The sequence below is a fragment of the Mesorhizobium temperatum genome (assembly GCF_002284575.1).
Taxonomy (GTDB): Bacteria; Pseudomonadota; Alphaproteobacteria; order Rhizobiales; family Rhizobiaceae; genus Mesorhizobium; species Mesorhizobium temperatum.
The window spans coordinates 313,698-336,173 of the sequence record NZ_NPKJ01000060.1; the positions used below are offsets into that span (position 1 = coordinate 313,698).

At 63.3% G+C, this 22,476-nt stretch carries 18 protein-coding genes and 2 pseudogenes; 6 read left to right on the forward strand and 14 right to left on the reverse strand.

Annotated elements, in window-relative coordinates; genetic code table 11:
- Nucleotides 1-153: 153 nt before the first annotated feature.
- Nucleotides 154-1,173 (reverse strand): ketol-acid reductoisomerase, encoded by a 1,020-nt coding sequence (gene ilvC, locus CIT26_RS23020; RefSeq protein ID WP_095494676.1) that lies wholly within the window; start codon nucleotides 1,171-1,173, stop codon nucleotides 154-156.
- 24 nt (nucleotides 1,174-1,197) lie between these two features.
- On the reverse strand, nucleotides 1,198-1,863 hold the full coding sequence (locus tag CIT26_RS23025; RefSeq protein ID WP_425350376.1) for a TetR/AcrR family transcriptional regulator: 666 nt from the start codon (nucleotides 1,861-1,863) through the stop codon (nucleotides 1,198-1,200).
- Between the two features lie 164 nt (nucleotides 1,864-2,027).
- Between CIT26_RS23025 and CIT26_RS23030 the strand changes: the two genes are divergently transcribed.
- A complete protein-coding gene (locus tag CIT26_RS23030) occupies nucleotides 2,028-2,456 on the forward strand; it encodes an anthrone oxygenase family protein (RefSeq protein WP_095494678.1) in 429 nt (142 codons plus the stop codon).
- A gap of 36 nt (nucleotides 2,457-2,492) precedes the next feature.
- On the opposite strand, the gene CIT26_RS23035 is transcribed toward CIT26_RS23030, so the two are convergent.
- Nucleotides 2,493-2,951 carry a MarR family winged helix-turn-helix transcriptional regulator gene (locus CIT26_RS23035; protein WP_095494805.1) on the reverse strand — a complete coding sequence of 153 codons (459 nt, stop codon included), beginning with the start codon at nucleotides 2,949-2,951 and terminating at the stop codon, nucleotides 2,493-2,495.
- Nucleotides 2,952-3,048: 97 nt separating this feature from the next.
- On the opposite strand from CIT26_RS23035, the gene CIT26_RS23040 reads away from it, so the two are divergent.
- Together CIT26_RS23040 and CIT26_RS23045 are read left to right on the forward strand one after the other, a co-directional pair.
- Nucleotides 3,049-3,354 (forward strand): Rieske (2Fe-2S) protein, encoded by a 306-nt coding sequence (locus CIT26_RS23040; RefSeq protein WP_095494679.1) that lies wholly within the window; start codon nucleotides 3,049-3,051, stop codon nucleotides 3,352-3,354.
- Nucleotide 3,355: 1 nt separating this feature from the next.
- Nucleotides 3,356-4,066, forward strand: a complete 711-nt coding sequence (locus tag CIT26_RS23045) for a glutathione S-transferase family protein (RefSeq protein ID WP_167391517.1) — start codon at nucleotides 3,356-3,358, stop codon at nucleotides 4,064-4,066.
- Here the strand turns inward: CIT26_RS23045 and CIT26_RS23050 are convergent.
- Together CIT26_RS23050 and CIT26_RS23055 are read right to left on the reverse strand one after the other, a co-directional pair.
- Nucleotides 4,029-5,253 (reverse strand): annotated as a pseudogene (locus tag CIT26_RS23050) (FAD-dependent oxidoreductase). The gene CIT26_RS23045 and the pseudogene CIT26_RS23050 overlap by 38 nt on opposite strands.
- Before the next feature lie 96 nt (nucleotides 5,254-5,349).
- Nucleotides 5,350-5,760, reverse strand: coding sequence for a winged helix-turn-helix transcriptional regulator (locus CIT26_RS23055; RefSeq protein WP_095494681.1), 411 nt, complete (start codon nucleotides 5,758-5,760; stop codon nucleotides 5,350-5,352).
- Nucleotides 5,761-5,896: 136 nt separating this feature from the next.
- Here CIT26_RS23055 and CIT26_RS23060 point away from each other — a divergent pair, with 136 nt between their 5' ends.
- A complete protein-coding gene (locus CIT26_RS23060) occupies nucleotides 5,897-6,787 on the forward strand; it encodes an SDR family oxidoreductase (protein ID WP_095494682.1) in 891 nt (296 codons plus the stop codon).
- Nucleotides 6,788-6,841: 54 nt separating this feature from the next.
- On the opposite strand, the gene CIT26_RS23065 is transcribed toward CIT26_RS23060, so the two are convergent.
- Nucleotides 6,842-8,755, reverse strand: a complete 1,914-nt coding sequence (locus tag CIT26_RS23065; protein ID WP_095494683.1) for a potassium transporter Kup — start codon at nucleotides 8,753-8,755, stop codon at nucleotides 6,842-6,844.
- A 103-nt stretch (nucleotides 8,756-8,858) separates the two neighbouring features.
- Nucleotides 8,859-9,599, reverse strand: a complete 741-nt coding sequence (locus CIT26_RS23070) for a pyridoxine 5'-phosphate synthase (RefSeq protein WP_095494684.1) — start codon at nucleotides 9,597-9,599, stop codon at nucleotides 8,859-8,861.
- Nucleotides 9,600-9,711: 112 nt separating this feature from the next.
- Between CIT26_RS23070 and CIT26_RS23075 the strand changes: the two genes are divergently transcribed.
- Nucleotides 9,712-10,116, forward strand: a complete 405-nt coding sequence (locus tag CIT26_RS23075) for a SpoIIAA family protein (protein ID WP_095494685.1) — start codon at nucleotides 9,712-9,714, stop codon at nucleotides 10,114-10,116.
- 27 nt (nucleotides 10,117-10,143) lie between these two features.
- On the opposite strand, the gene CIT26_RS23080 is transcribed toward CIT26_RS23075, so the two are convergent.
- The gene (locus tag CIT26_RS23080) at nucleotides 10,144-11,271 is read right to left on the reverse strand and encodes an ATP-dependent DNA helicase (protein ID WP_095494806.1); all 1,128 of its coding nucleotides are present in this window, start codon (nucleotides 11,269-11,271) and stop codon (nucleotides 10,144-10,146) included.
- Between the two features lie 362 nt (nucleotides 11,272-11,633).
- Here CIT26_RS23080 and CIT26_RS23085 point away from each other — a divergent pair, with 362 nt between their 5' ends.
- On the forward strand, nucleotides 11,634-14,978 hold the full coding sequence (locus CIT26_RS23085; RefSeq protein WP_095494686.1) for an AAA family ATPase: 3,345 nt from the start codon (nucleotides 11,634-11,636) through the stop codon (nucleotides 14,976-14,978).
- Between the two features lie 119 nt (nucleotides 14,979-15,097).
- Here CIT26_RS23085 and CIT26_RS23090 read toward each other — a convergent pair.
- From CIT26_RS23090 to CIT26_RS23115, 6 genes and pseudogenes are all read right to left on the reverse strand, one after another.
- A pseudogene (locus CIT26_RS23090) lies at nucleotides 15,098-16,135 on the reverse strand (IS630 family transposase).
- A gap of 118 nt (nucleotides 16,136-16,253) precedes the next feature.
- Complete coding sequence (locus tag CIT26_RS23095; protein ID WP_167391518.1) at nucleotides 16,254-16,640, reverse strand: nitrile hydratase accessory protein; 387 nt, start codon at nucleotides 16,638-16,640, stop codon at nucleotides 16,254-16,256.
- Entirely contained in the window at nucleotides 16,627-17,286 is a 660-nt protein-coding gene (gene nthB, locus CIT26_RS23100) for a nitrile hydratase subunit beta (protein ID WP_095494687.1), read from the reverse strand. Before nthB ends, CIT26_RS23095 begins: the two co-directional genes overlap by 14 nt.
- Complete coding sequence (gene nthA, locus CIT26_RS23105) at nucleotides 17,283-17,900, reverse strand: nitrile hydratase subunit alpha (protein WP_095494688.1); 618 nt, start codon at nucleotides 17,898-17,900, stop codon at nucleotides 17,283-17,285. The genes nthB and nthA overlap by 4 nt, the downstream gene beginning before the upstream one ends.
- 59 nt (nucleotides 17,901-17,959) lie before the next feature.
- Nucleotides 17,960-21,124 (reverse strand): efflux RND transporter permease subunit, encoded by a 3,165-nt coding sequence (locus tag CIT26_RS23110; RefSeq protein ID WP_095494689.1) that lies wholly within the window; start codon nucleotides 21,122-21,124, stop codon nucleotides 17,960-17,962.
- Nucleotides 21,121-22,353, reverse strand: a complete 1,233-nt coding sequence (locus CIT26_RS23115) for an efflux RND transporter periplasmic adaptor subunit (protein ID WP_095494690.1) — start codon at nucleotides 22,351-22,353, stop codon at nucleotides 21,121-21,123. The genes CIT26_RS23110 and CIT26_RS23115 overlap by 4 nt, the downstream gene beginning before the upstream one ends.
- Nucleotides 22,354-22,476 lie beyond the last annotated feature (123 nt).

The following is a 22,476-nucleotide window of genomic DNA, read 5'->3' on the forward strand; positions in this document are numbered from 1 at the left end:
GCGCGCCCGCAGGGCGAAGCCCGAGGACGCGCAAGGAAACGAACGTGGATTTCGATCAGTTCTTGGCCTTATCGACCAGCTTGTTCTTAGAAATCTCCGCGCGCCCGCAGGGCGAAGCCCGAGGACGCGCAAGCAAACGAACGTGGATTTCGATCAGTTCTTGGCCTTATCGACCAGCTTGTTCTTAGAAATCCACGGCATCATCGCGCGCAGCTTGGCGCCGACTTCCTCGATCTGGTGGCTGTCGTTGTTGCGGCGGATGCCCTTGAAGCGCGACATGCCGGCGCGGTATTCCTGCATCCATTCCGAGGTGAACTTGCCGGTCTGGATATCCTTCAGCACGCGCTTCATCTCGGCCTTGGTGTCGGCAGTGATGATGCGCGGACCCGAGACATATTCGCCCCATTCGGCGGTGTTCGAGATCGAGTAATTCATGTTGGCGATGCCGCCCTCATAGATCAGGTCGACGATCAGCTTGACCTCGTGCAGGCACTCGAAATAGGCCATTTCCGGCGCGTAGCCGGCTTCCACCAGCGTCTCGAAGCCAGCACGGATCAGTTCGACCAGGCCGCCGCACAGGACAACCTGCTCGCCGAACAGATCGGTTTCGCATTCCTCGCGGAAATTGGTCTCGATGATGCCCGAACGGCCGCCGCCGACGCCGCAGGCATAGGACAGAGCGAGATCGAGCGCATTGCCCGAAGCATCCTGGTTGACCGCGACCAGGCACGGCACGCCGCCGCCCTTCTGGTATTCGCCGCGCACCGTGTGGCCAGGCCCCTTTGGCGCGATCATAACGACGTCGACCGAGGCCTTCGGCTCGATCAGGCCAAAGTGCACGTTGAGGCCGTGGGCGAAAGCGATCGCCGCGCCATCGCGGATGTTCGGTGCGATCTCGGTTTTGTAGATGTCGGCCTGCAGCTCGTCCGGCGTCGCCATCATCATCAGGTCGGCCCATTTGGCGGCCTCCGCCACGCTCATCACCTTGAGCCCGTCGGCCTCGACTTTTTGGGCGGTCGCCGATCCGGCCTTGAGGCCGATGGCGATATCCTTAACGCCGGAGTCCTTGAGGTTGAGCGCGTGCGCCCTGCCCTGGCTGCCATAGCCGATGATGGCGACCTTCTTGCCCTTGATCAGGTTGAGATCGGCGTCGCGATCGTAATAGACACGCATTTTTCTTTCCTTCCCGTTTTAAATTCAGAGGCCTTGCGGCCCGGTTTTTGCTCCATAAAGAGCGAGAAACTGGTGCGTCGCCCGGACGGCATCGCCGCCGATCGCCGCATCAGTCAATTCCAGCCGGTCGCCGAGCAGCAGGCGAATCTGCACGTCACGGGCGACCAGCCCGAAAAAGGTGCGGAATGCCGCTTCGGCATCCGAGAACTCGAGAAGCCCGGCCTGCCGGCCGGCCTCCAGCACCGGCTTCAGGCGCCTGGCCAGCGCGAAGCGGCCGTTCTCCAGCACGATGGCGCCAAGATCGTCCTTTCCGTCTTTGCGCCGGATTGGGCCGGCACGGCCGACCGCCACCCGGTTGAGCGCGATCGAGGTGTCGCTCGAAATCACCTTCAGCCAATCCGAGGCGAAGCGCTCGAGGCTCGCCGTCAGCGAAGCAAGGTCGAGCCCCTTGCGGTCGACCGGCACTACCCGCACCTTGGAGGCCTGCCATTGCACCGTTGCCGTCAAAAGCCCATCGCGATCGCCGAACCATTTGTAGAGCGTTTCCTTGGAACAGCTCGCCCGCCGCGCTACGGCGGTCATGGTCAACTGATCGCCCTCCTCGACCAGCAGGCGAAGTGCGGCGTCGAGCACGGCTTTCTGCCGCTCCGTCAACGCTTCGCTGGTGTCGATGTCGACGCTTGCCTGCAACAACTGTTTTCCTGCTCGATGACGGCGGCAGTCGCTTCCGTACCGTACGTTACGGTTCGGCATGTCTATGGCGTATTGTCGGACCCGGTGCAAGCCCTATCTCCGCTTTTTGACGTTTCTAGGCCGGAACGGCCCCCACCGGAACGCGTGGCGCGGAGAGAAAAATGCTCGTCGGCCTGCTTGCATTGACTGTTACCGCCGCTTTCGCGGGCGCCGCCATCTATGTCAGCGTCGCCGAGCAGCCGGCGCGGCTTCGCCTCGATGACAGGGCACTGCTGCAGGAATGGCAGCCCTCCTACAAGCGCGGCGCCGCCATGCAGGCGTCGATCGCCGTCGTCGCCTGCGTTCTTGGTGTCGTTGCCTGGTGGCAGACCGGCAATCTCGCCTATCTGCTCGGGGCGGTGCTGATCATCCTGCCCTGGCCATGGACGCTGATCGCAATGATGCCGACAAACCGACTGCTGGAGGCGATGGACGCGGCCGCCGTCAATCCAAAGGCCCGGGCATTGATCGTCAAATGGGGTAATCTGCATCTGGTCCGCGTCGCGCTTGGCGTGCTGGCGACATTGGCATTCCTCTGGGGTAGTGCCTGACGTCACTACAACCGATCTTCAGCGCCAAGGGCCACATCACTCCGGCATGGCCGGATGGCGTAGCCGTCCAAGTAGAGCCGACAGGGTGTCCAGGTCATCATTGGAGAGCTTGGCACCGACCAGCTCCGCGATCGATCGTCCGTAGACGGCCCACATGCGGCGGCGCGTCTCACGCCCCTTGCCGGTGATGCGGATGGTCTGTCCTCGCCCGTCATCGGCAACCCTGAGCTTCTCGACCAGCCCGTCCGCTTCGAGCCGCGCCAGCAGCCGGGAGATGTTGTACTGCGCAAACAATGTGCGCTCGATCAGTTGGAATGGCCGTAAGCCGCCCTCGCCTGCTTCGGCCAGCTCATGCAGGACGTCGTACCAGGCAAGCGGCGGCAAGCTGCTGTCCTTCAACGCGTCTTCAGCTCTTTCCACCAGCTGGCGCGAAACGCGCATCAGGCGCGCCCAAGCCTTGATGGCCGCAGGCGAAGGATTGGTTTTCTCCGTCATGATTGCAGCATACGCGATAGATGCAATTGCATCAAGATTGACAGTCGATGCAGCTGCATCTATATAGATGCAATTGCATTGATATCGGAGCACTGCCATGAAACATGAAATCTGCAAGGTCGCCGACATCCCGGAGACGGGCAGCCTGATCGCTCCATTCTTCGGCCGCGAAGTCCATGTCTACCGCAGCGGCGAGCGCATCCGCGCCGCCGCCAATGTCTGCCTGCATTTCGGTGGGCCGCTCGACTGCAAGGACGGCAAGCTCGTCTGCCAGTGGCATGGCGCCTCGTTCGACATGACAAGCGGGGAGCGGATCGAAGGCCCGGCGTCCAAGGGCTCCCGTCTTATGTTCCTCTCCACCCGCGTCGAGGACGGCGCGTTGAACTATGTCTGGGGAGAATGAAATGACCGACAAGCTCGCTCTCGTCAGCCATCCCCTTTGTCCCTATGTGCAGCGCGCGGCGATCTCGCTCGCCGAAAAGGACGTGCCGTTCGAACGCCTCGCCATCGATCTCGCCAACAAGCCGGCCTGGTTCAAGGCGATATCGCCGCTCGGCAAGGTACCGCTGCTGCGCGTGCAGCAGAATGGCGAGGCAACCGCGATCTTCGAATCGGTGGTTATCCTCGAATTCCTTGAGGAAACGCTGGCCAACCCACTCCACCCTGCCGACCCGCTGGCCCGCGCACGGCATCGCGCCTGGATCGAGTTCGGCTCGGCCATCCTCAACGCAATCGGTCGACTCTATTCCGCACCGACCGAGGTCGCCTTCCTTGCCGAAAGCGAAGGTCTGTCGGCAATGTTCGATCGTCTCGAAATAGAACTGACGGCTGGCCGAGCTGGGCCATGGTTTGCCGGCGAGCGCTTTTCACTGGTCGATGCTGTCTATGGACCAATCTTCCGCTATTTCGACGCCTTCGATCGGATCGGCGAGTTCGGCATCCTGAGCGGAAAGCCGCGTGTCGAGGCCTGGCGGAAGGGATTGCACGAACGCAAGTCGGTGAAGAACGCTGTCGCCCCGGATTACCCACAGCGCCTTCATGCATTCCTGCAAGCGAAGGGTTCACATCTTTCGAAACTCACCCGCCGCAACGAGGCGGCCACCGCGCTTCCTTGATACCGATCCGCCTGAACGGATCGACCACGGTTCCAGCCACCATCGAGGCAAGGATGTTTGGCGCCGGCGGGATTTTCGCCACCGACGCCACCAGCCAGTCGCGAATGAGCGGCATCACGGTCGAACGGCGTCAGCATCAGCGACAGCGCCTGAAGCACCCTGACGTGCCACCGCCGCGCCTGAACATAGGTCTCTAGCGCAGTATCGACACGGCCCGTTCCTATGAGCGCGTAGTTGAGCGCCGCCGCGTCGAGCAGCGCCATGTTCGCCCCTTGCCCGAGCTGCGGGCTGGTCGAATGCGCCGCATCGCCGATGACCGCCCATCGCCTTCCGGCCGGCATCTTGAGCGTGTGATGGCCGTAACGCGCCAGCGAGAGCTGATCGAAATTGTTGATCTGGCTCGTGAACGCCTCGCATTCGGGCCACAGCCGAACCACCCTCGCCTTCCACGCGTCGAGGCCTGTTGCCCTGACCTGCTCTGCGTCCGCCGGCTTCAGGCTCCAAAAGAATGCCGCCATCTTTCTCGGCGCCGGGTTCCGGCCTGCCGATCGGCAGCACGCCTATCATCACGCTCGCTCTGTCGTAGCGCTGCAGCAGGGCGTGCTCGTCGAAACCGTCGCCGCGCCAGCCGAGCGACGCCCAGAACGCGCCATAGGCGAGCGGCCGCGGTTCACCCGGATTCTGCACGCGCTGCCGCAATTTGGAGCGCGAACCGCTGGCATCGACGACCAGATCGAACGGCCCTATCCTTCGCCCGTTGCCGCAGATCAGCGTTGCCCGTTCGCCGGTTTCCAGCGTCTCGAGCTCGACGCCGGTTTCTATGGTGATCGCATCGCGCCGGACGGCGCGGAAGAGCACGCCGAACAAGGCCGCCCGGTGCACCGCCAGCCCAAAACGACTGCGGCGCTGCGCATCATAGCGGACGTCGAGCACGGTGCGGCCGGTTTTCGCATCGGCGCCATGCAGGCGGTCGATGCGGCTGCCCAGCGCCAGGATGTCGTCGAGCAGGCCGAGATCGGCAAGCACCGTCAGCCCGGTTGGCTGCAGGGCCAATCCGGACCCGACTGGCTTGGCTCGTCGAAGCGCTCGAAGATGGTGACCTGGTGCCCGGCACGCTTCAGATAGAGTGCCGCGGCCAGTCCGGCCGGGCCGGCGCCGGCAATCGCGATGTCCAGAAAAATGCCAATTGCCCGCCGAATCTTCTCGCCCAAGCCGGACAATCCTTCAGCGGTATCGCCAAATCAAGCCGTCGCGCTTGGCGTTTGCCACTCCGGCATTGATGGTTAGGACTCGGTGGCGTCGAAAGCGTTCCGCGCGTCGCGCACAGCGCCATGATTGAGCTCGGCCCACTGGAGCAGCTGGTGCAGGGGTCCGAACATCGAGCGTCCGAGATCGGTCAGACTGTATTCGACGCTCGGCGGCTTGGTCGGGAACACCTCGCGATGGACGTAACCGTCGCGCTGTAAATCGTGCAGCGTCTGGGTGAGCATGCGCTGTGAAATGTCGGGTACCAGCCGCCGCAATTCGCCGAACCGGTACGGCTTTTCTGCCAGCGCCATCATCAGCAGCGAACTCCATTTGTTGCTGATGCCTTGGATCACATCGCGGACCGGACAGTCGGCAATGTTGCCCCCGCCGCTGCCCGCTTTGTAAATCTCGAGTTTCGATCTCAGACCGACGATTTTGCTGTCCATCGCTGGTTCCCTGCGCCTGCCTACCTCCCGCAAAACTGCCTTCTTTACGGAGGTCGGTCAATTCCTATTTTAGTGCTGGTCTCTTTTTGAGACTCATATAAGCACCCGCCGCTCCGGCGCAACGACAGGACTTCCCATGACCGAAACCCTTCTCGTCACCGGCGCCTCCGGCCAGCTCGGCCGCGGCGTCATCCATCATCTGCTGGACACGCTCAAGGTTCCGCCCGCACGCATCGTCGCCGCCACCCGTAATCCGGAAAACCTCGCCGACTTGGCGACGCGCGGCGTTGCCATCAGGCAAGCCGATTTCGATGACACGGCGTCGCTCGTCGAGGCATTCAAGGTCGCCGCCAGGGTCCTGATCATCTCGACCGGCGAGATCGACCTTGGAGGCAAGCGCCTCAAGCAGCACGAGAATGCAGTCGCAGCCGCCAAGAAGGCTGGTGTTTCGCATCTGCTCTACACCTCGATGCCCAATCCTGAGCCGGGATCGCCGGTGCTGTTTGCGGGCGATCACTACGGGACCGAGCAGGCGATCAAGGCAAGCGGCATCCCCTACACGATTTTCCGCAACGGCTGGTATCAGGAGAACCTGTTCATGTCGCTGCCGCATGCCATTGCCTCGGGGCAGTGGTACACATCGGCGGCCGACGGCCGCATCGCCCATGGCGCTCGCGACGACATGGCCGTGGCGATCGCCGCCGGCCTTGCCTCGGGCGATGCTGAAAGCACCACATACACGCTGACGGGCCCGCAGGCCTACACGGTCGCCGAGATCGCGGCCCTGGTGACCGACGTCACCGGCAAGCCCATCGAGGTCGTCCAGCTTTCGGACGAGGCCTTGACCGAGGGTCTGAAGGCTGCCGGCATTCCCTCGGATTTTGCCCCCATTGTCGTTTCCTTCGACACCAACACGCGCTCCGGCCGCATCGGCATGGTGACCGACGCGATCGAGACACTTTCAGGCAAAAAGCCGAAATCGTTGAGGCATTTCCTCGAGGCGAACAAGGCAGCTCTGGCCGGCTGAAGGCCGCAGAGATTCTGACAAAGGCCGTGCCTTTCGACAGGCACGGCCTTTGGTCTAGATAGCCACCTGCGTTCCGATCTCAACCACACGTCCGGTCGGGATCTGGAAATACTCGGTCGCATCGGCCGCCGTGCGCGCCAGCCCGATGAACAGCTTGTCCTGCCACACCGGCATGCCGGAATTGGGTGACGCCTTGAGCGAGCGCCGCGACAGGAAGAAGGACGTCGTCATGATGTCGAACTTCCAGCCCTGCTTGCGGCAGATCGCCAGCGCACGCGGAATGTTGGGCTGTTCCATGTAGCCGAAGGTCAGCGTCACCCGCATGAAGAGATCGTTGATCGTTTCCATCTTGACCCGGTCACTGTCGGGCACAACGGGCTGCTGCGCCGTCACCACCGAGAGGATGACGTTCTGTTCGTGCAGCACCTTGTAGTGCTTCAGGCTGTGCATCAGCGCGGTCGGCGCGCTGACCGGATCGCTGGTCAGGAAGACGGCCGTACCGGATACAAGCTGCGGTTTCTTCTTCAACAAATTGCCGGCAAGGAAATCGAGCGGAATCTCGTTCCGGCGCGTCTTGTCGAATAGATAGCGACTCCCGCGTATCCAGGTCCCCATGATCAGCCCCATGATGCAGGCAACAGCGATCGAAACCCATCCACCTTCCACGAATTTCACAATGTTTGCCAGGAAGAAGCCGGTGTCTATCGTGCCAAAGAGCAGCGCGAGCGCCGCAGCGAGCGCGGTCTGCCATTTCCATTGCCACCGCATCACCACGAATAGCAAAATAGTCGTCATCAGCATTTCGCCTGTCACCGAAATTCCATAGGCGGAAGCCAGGGAACTCGAACTGCCAAAGCCGACGACCAGCAGCATCACGCCGAGTGCGAGAATGAGATTCACGCGCGGCATGTAAATTTGGCCGAGTTGCATTTCGGAAGTATGCTGAACTTCGATTCTGGGCAGAAGATTGAGCTGCACCGCTTGCCTGGTCAGCGAAAACGCCCCGGAGATAACGGCTTGACTGGCGATGACAGTCGCTGCTGTCGCCAGCCCGACCATCGGTATCAGCGCCCAATCCGGCAGCATCTGGAAGAACGGATTGTCGGGCACTCCCCCATGAGCAAGGACGAATGCGCCTTGCCCAAAATAGCTGAGCAGCAGGCACGGGAAGACGATCCAGAACCAGGCTAGCACGATTGGACGGCGACCGAAGTGCCCGAGATCGACGTAAAGCGCTTCAGCACCGGTAACCGCCAGAAAAACCGCGCCGACGGTGAGAAATGCACCCGCTTTGGCTTCGGCAAGGTAGACGACTGCATAATAGGGGTTGATTGCCAGGAGTACCGAGACATCGTCAAGAATGTGCACCAATCCGGCAATGCCGATCGCCAGAAACCAGAGCGCCGTCACCGGCCCGAAAACCGAGGCCACTCTGCCGGTCCCGAAGCGCTGCACGGCAAACAAGACGGCAAGAATCACCAACGTGATGGGAACCACGTATGGATCGAACGCCGGGGTCACGACGCTCAGGCCTTCCACCGCTGAAAGCACCGAGATGGCCGGCGTTATGATCGCGTCGCCGAAAAACAGTGCGGCTCCGCAGAGACCAATGGCAAGAATGATGCCGGAACCAGCCGGATAAGCTTTCCGGGCCAGCGCCATAAGCGACAGGGTACCGCCTTCACCCTTGTTATCCGCCCGAAGCACGAAGGCGACGTATTTGATTGTCACGATAATCGTCAGTGCCCAGACGATCAGCGACAGAATGCCCAGAACGGCACTACGCGGATCGGTGCCGGACGAAGCATGCAGTGCTTCGCGAAGCGCATAGATCGGGCTGGTGCCGATATCGCCATAGACCACGCCGAGAGCGCCCAGCATCAAAACCTTGGTGCTGTGCTTTTCGACCTCAGGATGGCTTGATTGTTCGACGGGTTCTGCCTCACTACCACTGTTGGTAAGGGCCATGGACGACACTCCGATAAGCGCGCGGTGCTCTACGCTTGCTGCGATGCAATATCAAGTGCCCCAACGTGATGGCTGCCATGTCCGCAAAGCGAGGCTTCCATCCCTACCACCCACAGGCCTTCAGAAATCTTTTGACCGTGCCGGCCATGCCATACTCCAATGCATCGGCTGTCAACCCATGTCCGATCGACACTTCGGCCAATGCCGGGATGCGCTTTGCCAATGCCGGCAGGTTGCTCACCACCAGATCGTGGCCGGCATTGACCTGAAGTCCGGCGGCAAGCGCGGCCTCCGCGGTTTTTCCCAATCTTTCCAGCTCCTTTGCCGCTTTTGCCGAATCGGAATGATAGCTGCCATATGGACCGGTGTAGAGCTCGATCCGGTCGGCGCCGGTGTCGCGCGCGGCCTTCATGCCTGCCGGATCCGGGTCGGAAAACAACGACACGCGAAAGCCCTCCTTTTTCAGGCGTTTGACGATCGGTGTCAGGAACGCCGCCTCGGCGGCGAAGTTCCAGCCATGGTCGGAGGTGGCCTGGGCAGGGTCGTCGGGCACCAGCGTCACCTGCTCCGGCTGGTGCTTTTCCACAAGCGCCAGGAAATCCTCGCTCGGATAGCCCTCGATGTTGAACTCCGCCTGGGGGAATTCGTCGTCGATCAGCGCCCTGATCTCCGGCAGGTCGGAATGCCTGGTGTGCCGCTCGTCGGGCCGCGGATGCACTGTCAGCCCATGCGCGCCCGCGGCAAGTGCGATGCGTCCGAGCCCGGTGACGCTTGGCCACGGCAGGTCGCGCCGGTTGCGCAGCATGGCGATGGCATTGAGATTGACGGAGAGTTTTGCAGGCATGGCTTCTTGGGTCCGGATGTATTTGCGGCCATCTATAACGCCTTTGGCGGGAACAGACAGGGGGTTTCCGGTGTTCCAGAGGGACGTACAATATCCAGCAAGAGGAAGACTCGTGAATTATCTTGAAGCCGTGCCGGCGGTTCGCCGCATCGACACCGACCGCGACGACCTGTTCGCCATCGACGTCGTCGGCCATGTCACGGCGGCCGATGCGGAAAACCTGTTCGGTTTGCTGGAGGCGGCTTACGCGCTGCACCCGAAAATCGACGTGCTGGTGCGCCTGATCGACCATGATGGCGTCGATTGGGTCGATGTGTCGGACGAAACGCTTGAACAGGGCACGGCCCATGCCGTGGAGCATGTCGGCCGCTGCGCTGCGGTCGGCGAGCCGAACTGGGTACCCAGCGCACAGAGCTTGCTGCCTGCTTCCTCGCCCGTCGAGATCAGGCATTTCGAGGCAGAGGACGAAGCATCCGCTTGGGAATGGCTCGGCGCCAGACCGCTAGCCCCACGGTGACGCAGTCTCAGTCCTGGCTCGATCCGCCTATCTGACGATCGTCAGCCGTTCGGCCGCGCGCGTGATCGCGGTGTAGAGCCAGCGCTGGCGGGTTTCCTTGAACGCCCAGCTTTCGTCGAAAAGCACGATCTCGTTCCATTGCGAGCCTTGCGACTTGTGCACGGTCAGCGCGTAGCCATAGTCGAAATCGTCGAAGCGCTTTTTCTGCTGCCAGGCAATGTCGGCGTCCGGGTCCTCGAACGCCGCTTTGAGCAGCTTGATCTTGGCGACGCCGCGGTCCGGATCGTCTTCCTCCGGTGAAACCAGCAAATTGATGCCGGGTTTCACCGTCTCGCGCGACGAGGTCATCACCTTCCACAGCGAACCGTTGAGCAATCCCTTGGCCGGGTCGTTGCGCAGGCAGACAAGCTTGTCGCCGGCCTGAGGGTAGTCGGCATTGAACCCCTTCAGCTCGCGCAGCCGCTGATTATAGCGCCGCCGCGTCCTGTTGGTGCCGACCAGCACCTGGTCCGCCTTCAGCACCAGTTCCTGGGTGACATCTTCCTTGCCGATCACCTGCGCCGTGCCATAGTCGCCGCGCATGAATTCGCGCCCCTCGCGCACGTCGAGCGCCAGCCGGATGATCGGGTTGTCGCGTGCCTGCCGGTGGATTTCGGTGAGCAGAATATCCGGCTCATGCTCGGTGAAGAAGCCGCCGCCCGAGATCGGCGGCAACTGGCCGGGATCGCCGAGAACGAGGATCGGCGTGCCGAAACTCATCAGGTCGCGGCCGAGTTGCTCGTCGACCATCGAACATTCATCGATGACGACGAGCTTGGCCCGCGAGATCGGGCTCTGCCGGTTGAGCGAAAAGGTCGGCGATATCGAAGTCTTGCCGGTTACCTCGTCCGCTACCGATTCCTCGCCCTTCGGCCGGTAGATCAGCGAATGGATGGTGCGGGCATTGACTGCGCCCTTGGAACGCAGCACCTGCGCCGCCTTGCCGGTGAAGGCTGCGAATTGCACCTGGCCGTCGACATGTTCGGCGAAATAGCGCGCCAGCGTCGTCTTGCCGGTGCCGGCATAGCCGAACAGCCGGAAGAGCTGCGGCTTTCCGGCCTTGAGCCAGGTGGCGACCGCCTTCAGCGCGTCGTCCTGTTGAGGAGAGAATTCCATCAGCGCGAGAGACCGGATTCGCGAGGGAAAGACAAGGCCGACGGCCACAGTCACAAGATCATCGGCGGCGGGCCGCACCGCTCCAATGGCGCAAGTTATCAGGCAGAAGACGGAACGTAAAGAGAACGAAGTCGAGCCGCCACGACCTAGTGGTGAAAACCTGACGCTTAGTACCCGATACAGACTTCGGTTTTAGGTGGAAAGCGGAAGCTGGCCGACAGAGCGGCGAAAGTCTGCTTGGTGCTGCCACGAGCTGCCCTTAATCCGAAGGTAGCTCGTGACGTTTCATCATGCCCTCTCCGCGATTTTGGGGTAGATTGAAGACCTTAGCGTTCCGGTCGCCACGAACCCGGGAGAGGGCCATGGACATTGGCGCGTGGCTGCGCGATCTGGGGCTGGGACAGTACGAACAGACGTTCCGCGAGAACGACATCGATGGCGACGTCCTAGCTGACCTCACCGCCGATGATCTGAGCGGACTTGGCGTCGTCTCGATCGGCCACCGCCGCAAGTTGCTCGCCGCCATCGCCGCCGTGCGCGCGGGCTCGCCTCCAGCCATGTCCCCATCCATCCAGCCACAGAGCACGATCTCCGGGACAGTGGCCCTGCCGTCCCCTGAGGCGGAGCGGCGCCAACTTAGTGTGATGTTCGTCGACCTCGTCGGCTCCACGGCGCTCGCCGCGCACCTGGACCCCGAGGACATGCGCGAGGTGATCGGGACCTACCACCGCCGCATTGCCGAGACGGTTGGTCGCTTCGGCGGCTTCGTCGCGAAGTACATGGGCGATGGAGTCCTGGTCTATTTCGGCTGGCCCCAGGCCGACGAGGCCGATGCCGAGCGCGCAGTACGCGCCGCCTTGGCCACGCTGGAAGCGGTTGGCCAGATTGCGCCCGCCGATGAGCGGTTGTCCGCACGCGTCGGCATCGCCAGTGGCCTCGCCGTCGTGGGCGACCTGCTGGGGGCCGGGGCCGCACAGGAGCAGGCTGTAATCGGCGAGACCCCGAACGTTGCCGCGCGGCTACAATCCCTTGCTGATCCTGGATGCGCAGTGATCGACGCGGAAACACGGCGGCGCATCGGCGGCCTGTTCGAGTGCCGCGAGCTTGGTGCGGTTCACCTCAAAGGGCTAACCGGCCCTGTCCGCACCTGGCAGGTGCTTGGCGAGGCCATGGTTCAGAGCCGCTTCGACGCGATGCATCCGGCCGCCCTCACGCCGCTGGTCGGGCGCGATGACGAGCTCGATCTGCTGCTGCGCCGCTGGCGGCAGGCGAAGGGCGGCGAAGGGCAGGTCGTGCTCATCGCCGGCGAGCCCGGCATCGGCAAGTCCCGCCTGATCGCTGCGCTCGAGGAGCACGTAGCTGGAGAGGTGCATCTCAAACTCAAGTACTTCTGCTCGCCCCATCACCGTGAGAGCGCCCTCCAACCGATCATCGCACGCTGGAAGAACGAGGTAGGCTTCGTGGACGGCGAGCCTGCGGAGGCTCGGCTCGTCAGGCTGGAAACCCTGCTACACCCACTCGCCGCCTCGCATGAGCTGGCGCTCATTGCCGAGATGCTCGGCGTGCCGGGTGGCGAGCGGTACCCGCCACTGGCTCTCAGCCCGGAGCGCAAGAAGGAGCAGACCTTCGGGGCACTGCTTCACATCCTCGATGAACGGGCCCGCCGATCCCCCGTGCTGATGCTGTTCGAGGACGTGCATTGGGCCGATCCAAGCTCGCTGGAGCTGTTGGACAGGTTGATCATGCGCTTGGCCTCGCTGCCAGTGCTGGTGGTCATCTCCTTCCGGCCGGAGTTTGAGGCGCCCTGGGTCGGTCTGGCGGGCGTGACCTTGATGGCGCTGAGCCGTCTCAGTCCGCGTCAAGCCGCGACGCTCGCCTCTCAGGTGGTCGTGGGCCAAGCATTACCGGCCGGAATGCTGGATCGGATCGTGGCGCAGACCGACGGTGTGCCCCTGTTCATCGAGGAGTTGACCAAAGCCGTGCTGGAGAGTGCCAGCCAGCCCGATGCTGCTGTCTCGGCGCTTCCGATCCCGAGCACTTTGCAGGCTTCACTGACCGCTCGGCTGGATCGGCTGCCGGCCGCCAAGCAGGTGGCGCAGATCGGCGCGGCACTCGGCCGGGAGTTCAACCATGAGCTGCTGGCCGCCGTGGCGGGACTACCCGAGGCAGCGTTGGCGCAGGGACTGGACGAGCTCGTCAATTCTGGTCTCGCGTTCCGGCGCGGCACGCCGCCCGAAGCGACCTACACGTTCAAGCACGCGCTCGTGCAGGACACCGCCTACGTGAGCCTCCTGCGTGGCACACGCCAGAAGTTGCACGCCCGGATCGCCCAGGTACTGGAAGAGCGCTGGCCGGAGGTGGTCGAAACCCAACCTGAGCTGCTGGCCCATCACTTTACCCAGGCGGAACTGACCGAGCGGGCTGCGGACTACTGGCAGCGGGCCGGGGAACGCACCTTCCGGCGCTCGGCCGTTGCGGAAGCCATCGGCCATCTCACCCGGAGCATTGACCTCGTGCGGACCTTGCCCGAGAGCCGCGCCCGGGCAGAGCGCGAACTTCATCTTCAGACTATGCTTGGTCAGGCGTGCATTGCCCGGTACGGCCACGCAGCACCTGAGACCGCCTCCGCTTTCGCCCGGGCGCAGGAGTTGGTAGAGGCCGTAGGCGACGCATCACAACAGTTTCCTGTGCTGTATGGGTTCTGGGCTGTCCAATTCGTACGCATGGCGCTTCCCGAGCAGCAGAAGCTGGCCAGGCAAATTCTCGCCTTGGCCGAGCTGCACCCAGACCCGGAGCGGCTGTGCTTGGCGCACCGGATGTGCGGCGCGACAGATGAGGTGGGGGGCGAGCTGCTCGCCGCCCGCGAGCACCTCGAGTGTGCCGTTGCGCTGTACGACCCGGAACGGCATGGTTCGACGGCCTTTGTTTTTGGCCAGGACCTTGGCGTGTCCGCGCTCGCCCACCTGACCTGGGTGCTGTGGCTGCTGGGCTACCCGGATCAGGCATCCCGCCGACAAGCCGAGGGATTGGCCTTAGCCCACCGGGTCGGCCATAAGAACACCCTCGGGTTTGCCCTGATGTACAGCGCGCTGGTGGGGGCTTTTGGCCGCGACGACAGCGCGGCCGCGGCGCATGCGGCGGCGTTGCTGGAGCTGGCCCGGGAACACAAGTTGGATCTATGGGCCGCCAGCGCGACGGTGGTCCAGGGCTGGGCCATGGCTCGCCACGGTCAGGAGGCCGCCGGGATAGAAGCGATCCAGCGCGGGCTTGCGGATTGGGGGAAGAGCGGCGCGGCGTGGATGCGTCCGTTCTTCCTGGGCCTGCTGGCCGAGGCTTGTGCCCTCTCGGGGGACATGCAACGGGGGGTCGGTGCACTGGATGAGGCTCTGGCAGTGGTCGAGGGGACAGGGGAGCGTTGGCCGGAGGCCGAACTGTATCGCTTGCGCGGGCAGCTTTTGGCAGCCCTGCCGGACGGAAGACCAGATGAGGCGAGCGCCGCATTTGAGCACGCGATCGAAATCGCCCGGCGTCAATCCGCGAAGTCCTGGGAGTTGCGTGCGGCCACCGGTCTTGCCCGGCTCTGGCGCGACCAAGGCAAGCCTGCCGATGCCCACACCCTGCTCGTGCCCGTGAATGAGTGGTTCTCCGAGGGCTTCGAGACCCCCGACCTGAGAGAGGCCAAGGCGTTTCTCGACACCCTGAGGTGACTCAAGTCAGCTCGATGTCACTAGGGGTGGAGTCAAACTGACTGAATGCCCGCATCGGGCTCAAACCAGCCGCCTGTTATGAGGGGTCGAAACCGGAATTTCGGCTCCGGTGCCAAGCGTCAGATTTTCACCACGTGGATGGAATCTAACACTTGATGCCCACGTTTGACGGCGGCGATGATTTTGTCGGGGTCGGCGGTCCAAGTGAACGGTTTGGGTTTCTGGTTGTGTTCTGCGAGGTAGCGGTTGATGGCAGCCCGGAGGTCGACGACAGAGTGGAAGACGCCGCGTCTGAGACGACGCTTCGACAGTTTTGCGAAGAAGCCCTCGACCGCGTTGAGCCACGAGCACGAGGTTGGCGTGAAGTGGAAGGTGAAACGCAGATGGCGGTCGAGCCAGGCACGCACCTTAGGATGCTTGTGGGCGGCTAGTTGTCGATGACGACGTGGATGGCCTTGCTGGCCGGCACCTCGGCATCGACGGCGTTGAGGAAGCGGATGAACTCCTGGTGACGATGGCGCTGCATGTTCCTGCCGATGACGGTGCCGTCGAGCACGTTGAGGGCGGCAAACGGGGTCGTTGTACCATTGCGCTTATAGTCGTGGGTCATGGTGCCGAGCCTTCCCTTCTTCATGGGCAGGCCGGGCTGCGTACGGTCGAGTGCCTGGATCTGGCTCTTCTCGTCGATAGACAGCACGATGGCGTGGGCTGGCGGGTCGACATAGAGGCCGACGACGTCACGCAGCTTGTCGACGAACTGTGGATCGTTGGACAGCTTGAACTGCCGCCAGCGGTGCGGCTGAAGGCCGTGCGCCTTCCAGATGCGGCGTACCGCGCTGGCGCTGATACCGGCGGCTTCGGCCATCATATCGGCGGTCCAGTGCGTGGTTTCGCCAAGTGGGTCCTGCAACGTCAGCGCCGCCACGCGCTCCGCCACTTCGGGACCGAGGCGGAATGCGCGATGGCCGCGTCTTGTCGCGCAACAGTCCTTCGAAGCCTGCCGCGGCGAAGCGCTCCTGCCAGCGCCACACGCAGGTCTTCGACTTGCCGGTCTGCCGCATGATCTCGACGGTACCGGCGCTGTCGGCACTCAGTAGGATGATCTCGGCGCGCCAGACGTGCTTCTGCGGCGCATTGCGGTCTTTGACGACAGCCATCAGTCGCTGGCGATCGGTCGGCGAAACGGTGAAGGATATTCCTGTGCGCCTGCGCCAGACTCGTATGCGCTTTCGCCAAAGGGAATCCAAGCAGGACTCTTATGTTAGGCCGATACCACTAGCCGGTCGGGCCGCCACGACCTTCGGTCGGGCTGGGATCGTTCTCGAGCAGGATCGGCTTGCCATGCGGCGTCGCATGCGCTGCGCGTTCCCAGGCGGCAGCCAGCGCATCGACGTCGCCCTTGCCGGCAACGCCTTTGGCCGACAGCACCTTTTCCAGCGCCGCCAGCCAGTGCTCGTAATAATCATGCCCGTCGCTTGCGGCACGCGGTTTCTTGACCTCCACGGACAAGGCGTCCGCCCATTCGCGCCAGGAGAACAGGCCCTTGTCGTGCAGCGCGACCGTCATGGCGAAGGCTTCTGCTTGCCATGGCTCGGCGAAAACCGGCGCCTCGACGCCCGCCGGCAGCGTCGCGGTGACTGACTTCGACTCACGCCGGTTCAAGATAACTCTCCCAGGCGTCGATCGACACCGTCAGCGTCGGGTCGGCGCCCTCGCCCCAGATCTCCGCGCCGTCAAAAACCACCGTATAGACCCATTGCGGGTTTTCGCCTTGCCCATGCGCATTCGTGTCGGGGAAGACAAAACCATCGCGCACCGCCTCGACGGCGCCCTGCTTGCCGCGTGCGTAGCGCGGCAGCCTTGTGTGGCCGGTCGGATGGAAATTCTTCGTCCGCACGAGGTCGCCAGCCTTGAACCGCGCCGGCGTGGCAACCGGCCGGTCGCAGGGGCCGCCCTTAGCCAACACATCAGGCACGTTTTCGGCCTTCAGCACCCGCTTTGGCGTCGCGGCAGGGTCGACCGCCTTGCCCGCGGCCAGATCGCGGTCGCTGACAAAACCATGTCGCTTCAGCAAGGTTTCGAGCGCCTTGATCCAGATCTCGTAGTAGCTGGAGCCATAATAATCGGCCGGATGCAGCGATTCCCGCGCATGCCGGCTCTCGTCGATCGTCCAGGCGCCCATGGCGCCGGCGCACAACGTCACGCCAAGCGCCCGCCTTTCCCAGTCGGCATGGAAATAGGGTTCGTCCTTTTCGGGTGCGACCGGCCCGAACCCCATCTGCCCGCCAAGATCCTGCGGCCCGTTCATGCCGGCTCCCGCGCCAGTGCGGTGCCGATCATCGCGTCGCGCGTCACCAGATCCGCCAGCAGCTCCTCGCTCCAGCTGTCGGTGCCGTTGGGCCGCATCGGCACGACCAAGTAACGCAACTCGGCCGTGGAATCCCACACCCGGATTTTTGTCGTGTCCGGCAACGTAAGCCCGAATTCCTCGAGCACGCTGCGCGGATCGATGACCGCGCGCGAACGATAAGGCGGCGCCTTGTACCACACCGGCGGCAAGCCAAGCACCGACCACGGGTAGCACGAGCACAGCGTGCAGACGACGAGGTTGTGGGTGTCCGCCGTGTTGAACACGGCCTGCATGTGCTCCCCCTGCCGGCCGGTGTAGCCGAGCGAACCGATCGCAGCCGTCGCGTCGCGTTTCAGCAGGGCGGCAAAGTCAGGGTCGACCCACGCCTTCGCCACCACCTTGGCGCCGTTGCGCGGACCGATTTTTGTCTCGTAGGTGTCGACGATCACGTCGATCGCGGCCGGATCGATCAGCCCTTTCTGGGTGAGGATCGTCTCCAGCGCGCGCACCCGGGCCGCAAAAGGATCAAGCTCGTTGTCGTGATCGTGGTCGTGGTTGTGGTTGTGGGACATGGCTGTAAATTACGGCTGCAAGCATCCCACCGCAAGCGCCACAGCATGGGCCAGCCCATCTATTCCGCTGCCGCCTTCTGCGGCTCGCCCTGCAACTCTTCTCCGCCCTCGAACAGCGACGGCTGGTCGGCGGTTTCGACCGGTAGCTGCTCGTCCCGACGCTTCGGCCACAGCCCGACAAGCCAGCCGGAAAAATGCTCCATGTAGACATAAATCACCGGCGTGACGAACAGCGTCAGCGCTTGCGAAGCGACCAGGCCGCCGACCACCGCCACGCCGAGCGGCTGGCGCAGTTCGGCGCTGGCGCCGGTCCCGAGCGCGATCGGGATCGTGCCCATCAGCGCCGCCAGCGTCGTCATCATGATCGGCCGGAAGCGCATCAGGCAGGCCTTGTGGATGGAATCGAGCGGCGACATCCCGTCGCGCCTGAGTTCGAGCGCCACGTCGATCATCATGATGCCGTTCTTCTTGACGATGCCGATCAGCATCAGAATGCCGATGACCGCGATCACCGAGAGGTCCATTCCCGCAAGCCGCAACGCAACAAGCGCGCCGAGCACGGCGGACGGCAGTCCGGTCAGGATGGTGAGCGGGTGGATGAAGCTCTCGTAGAGGATGCCGAGGACGATGTAGATGGTCAGGATCGCGCCGCCGATCAGCAGGCCCTGGTTGGCAAGCGAATCCTGGAAGGTTTTCGCCGTGCCCGAAAAGGTGGTCGAGATCGTCGCCGGCATGCCGATCTTTTCCTTCAGCGCATTGATGCGGGTCACGCTGTCGCCGAGCGCGACGCCCTGCGGCAGGTTGTAGGAAATGGTCACCGCCGGAAGCTGGCCGAGCTGATTGACGGTCAAGGCGCCGGCGGTCCGATCGACGCGAGCAAAGGCGCCGAGCGGCACCAGGCTGCCGCTGGCCGTTCTCACCTTGATCGCCAGCATCCTTTCTGGCGACCACTCGATCCTCGGGTCGAGCTCCATGATCACCTCGTAGCTATCGGCCGAACCGAAGATGGTCGACACCTGCTCGGTGCCGAACCCGCCATAGAGGCTGGAGCGCAACGTATCGGTGTCGACGCCGAGCGTCGCCGCCTTGTCGCGGTCGACCACCAGCGACGCCTGTAAGGCGTTGTTCTGCAAATCATTGGTGACGTCGGTGAAGGCGCTGCGGTCGGCGGCCATCGCATCGGTGAGCTTCTGCGCCCAAACGTCCGCCGCGCCGATGTCGAGGCCCTGCACGACGAGTTGATAGGCGCTGGCCGAAGCGCGCGCGCCAAGTCGCAGATTCTGCACCGGCTGCATGAAGGTTTCGATGCCGGGGACATTGGCCAGCTGCCGCCGCAGATCCGAGAGCACCTTGTCGATATCGGGGCGCTGGTCCTTGTCCTTCAATTGCACATAGAGCCGGCCCTGGTTGAGCGCATTGTCTCCGCTGCCTACCGACCACCCTACATGCGAGACATAGGGTGAATGGGTGAAGACATCAGCCACTTGCCCTTGCAGCTTCACCATGGCGTCGAACGAAATGTCCTGGCGCGCCGTGGTCGTCACCGAAATCTGGCCGATATCCTCCTGCGGGAAAAAACCCTTCGGCGAGGTCTGGATCAGCCAGACCGACAGTGCGGCCGTCCCCACGAAGACGAGAAAAACCAGGAAACTGTGCCGCAGGCAAAACGTCAGCAGCCAGTCATAACCCCGGATGAAGGCATTGTGCCTGTGACGTTTACCCTGCGCTGCATCGCGCTCGGCCTTCGACACCGACAAAAGCCGCGAGCACAGCATCGGCGTCAGCGTCAGCGACACGAACATCGACGCCAGAATGGCGACCGTCACCACCACCGCAAACTCGTTGAAGATGCGCCCGATCACTCCGCCCATCAAAAGCACGGGGATGAACACAGCGACCAGCGAGATCGAAATCGAGATGATGGTGAAGCCGATTTCGCGGGCGCCCTTGAGCGCCGCGTCGAGGGCCGAGAGCCCGTCCTCCTCCATGTGGCGAAAAATGTTCTCCAGCATCACGATCGCGTCGTCGACGACAAGGCCGACCGCCAGCGTCAGCCCCATCAGCGAGATGTTGTCGATGGAAAAGCCGAACAGGAACATGGCGCCGAGCGTGGCGATCAGCGAGATCGGCACCGCCACCGCCGGGATGATCGTCGCCGTTACCCGGCGCAGGAACAGGAAGATCACCATCACCACCAGCGCGATGGTGAGCAGCAGCGTGAACTGCACGTCGTCGACCGCCTCGCGGATCGAAGTCGAGCGGTCGTTGAGCAACCGGATACTGGCGGCCGCCGGCATTTGATCCTGGAAGGACGGCAGCATCGCCTTGACGCGGTCGACGACGTCGACGGTGTTGGCATCGGGCTGGCGCTGCACGGCCATGATGATCGCGCGGGTGCCGTCGTACCAGCTGGCTGTCGTCGTGGTCTCGACCGAATCGATGACGCGCGTCACCTCGCCGAGCCGCACCGGACGGCCGTTCTTGGTGGCTATGATGATATTGGAAAATCCCGCCGCGTTGTTCAGCTGCGTATTGGCGGTGATCGTCAGCTGCTGCTTGTCGTTCTGCAGCACGCCGAGCGGCGTGTTGCTGTTGGCCGAGGCGATCGCCGTCTGCAGCTGGTCGATCGAAATGCCGCGTGCGGCGAGCGCCGTCGGATCGATCTGAACGCGCACCGCGTATTTCTGCTGGCCGAAGATCGAGACCTGCGCCACGCCTTCGATCGTCGACAGCGACGGCGAGATCACATTCTCGGCAAAGGCATCGAGATCGGTCAGCGGAACCGTGTCGCTGACCAGCGACATCAGGAGGATCGGCGCATCGGCCGGATTGACCTTGCGGTAACTCGGCGGGCTGGTCATCTCAGGCGGCAATTGCCGCTGCGTTCGTGCGATCGCCGCCTGCACGTCGGCAGCGGCTGCATCGATATCGCGATTGAGCACGAACTGGATGGCGATCGAGGTCGAACCGAGCGAATTCGTGGTCGAGATCGAATCGATGCCGGCGATGGTGGTAAACTGCTTGATCAGCGGCGTTGCCACCGAGGTCGCCATGGTTTCCGGCGAGGCGCCGGGCAGCGAGGCCGAGACGTTGACCACCGGAAACTCGGCGCTCGGCAAAGCGGCGACCGGCAGGAACTTGTAAGCGAACAGCCCGCCCAGCACGAGCGCAAACGACATGAGTAGGGTGGCGACAGGCCTGCGGATGCAGAATTCGGAGATCATGGCCGCGTCCCGCCCGCCTTGCCAACCTCAGCAACTTTGGGAGACGCCTGATCACTGGCCGCGCCTTCGTGGACCGGGGAGCCGTTCTTCAGCTTTGCCTGGCCCTCGACGACGACACGTTCGCCGCTTTTCAGCCCTTCGCCGATAGCGCTGTTGTCGCCTTCGCTCAGTGCGACCTGCACGGGCCGCACCTCCACCGTGTTGTCGGGCTTGATCACATAGACGAACGGCCCCTTCTGGCTAGGCTGCACCGCAACCGTGGGAACCGAGGTCATTTGCGGCATGATGCCGGCATCGAGCACGACATTGACATATTGGCCCGGCCACAGCGAAAGATCGGCATTGGGCACGCTGGCCCGCGTTGCGATCGTGCCGGAGGCGGTGTCGACGCTGGAATCGACGAAATCGAGGGTCCCCTTGCCGATCGGTGTCGGGTCGCCGTCCCTGGTCAGCGTGACTGCACCTTCCTGCGGCGCCGCCAGCGCCTTGTGCAGCAAGGCAAGATCGCCTTCCGGAAGATTGAAGTTCACCTGCAGCGGGTCCATCTGGGTGATGGTCACCAGCGGGGCCGATGTGCTACTGCCGCTGCTGGTGGTGACGAGATCGCCGATCGCGACGTTGACCGCGCCCAGCCTGCCGGAAATCGGCGCCGTGATCGTGGCAAAGCCAAGCTGGACCTCGTCCGCATCGATCGTCGCCCTGTCGGCATCGACCGTGGCCGCGGCGGATTTCTGCGCGGCGATCGCCTGGTCATAGGTTTGCTGCGTGCCAGCCTGCCTGGCGACAAGATTCCTGGCGCGCTCAAGATCGGCCGTCGCACTGGCAAGCAGCGCCTGGTCCTTGGCGAGCGTCGCCTGGTCACGGGCCAGTTGCGCCTTCAGCGCGCGATCGTCCAGCGAGAACAGAAGGTCGCCAGCCCACACCATCTGGCCGTCCTTGACGGCGATCGATGTGATCTGGCTCGAGATCCGCGCGTTGACGCTGACTACGGCGGGGGAGGATACGAAGCCAATGGCGTAGCGCCGGATCGGAAAGTCGGCCGCCGAAGCAGTGGCGGCAACCACGGAGGTCGAACGTGCGGCATTTGCGGCGGCCGCCGGTTTGTCAGGCGCCGCCTGACCCGCTGACAGCATCTGCCGGACGTCGTCCATTGCCGCGGGCGAAAGATAGAGCCCGGCCGCGACAAGGCAGGCGACCGCAAGCACCGCAAGCACGATCTTTCCATGCATCGTCAAATGCCTTCTATCCGACACGCCGTGGTTCGGTGGTCATATCTTTGTATAACTCGCAGCCTTGTGCCGCGGTTTCACCAAATAGATAGAAGGCGCCGGAGGCGAAAAAGTGCCAAAACC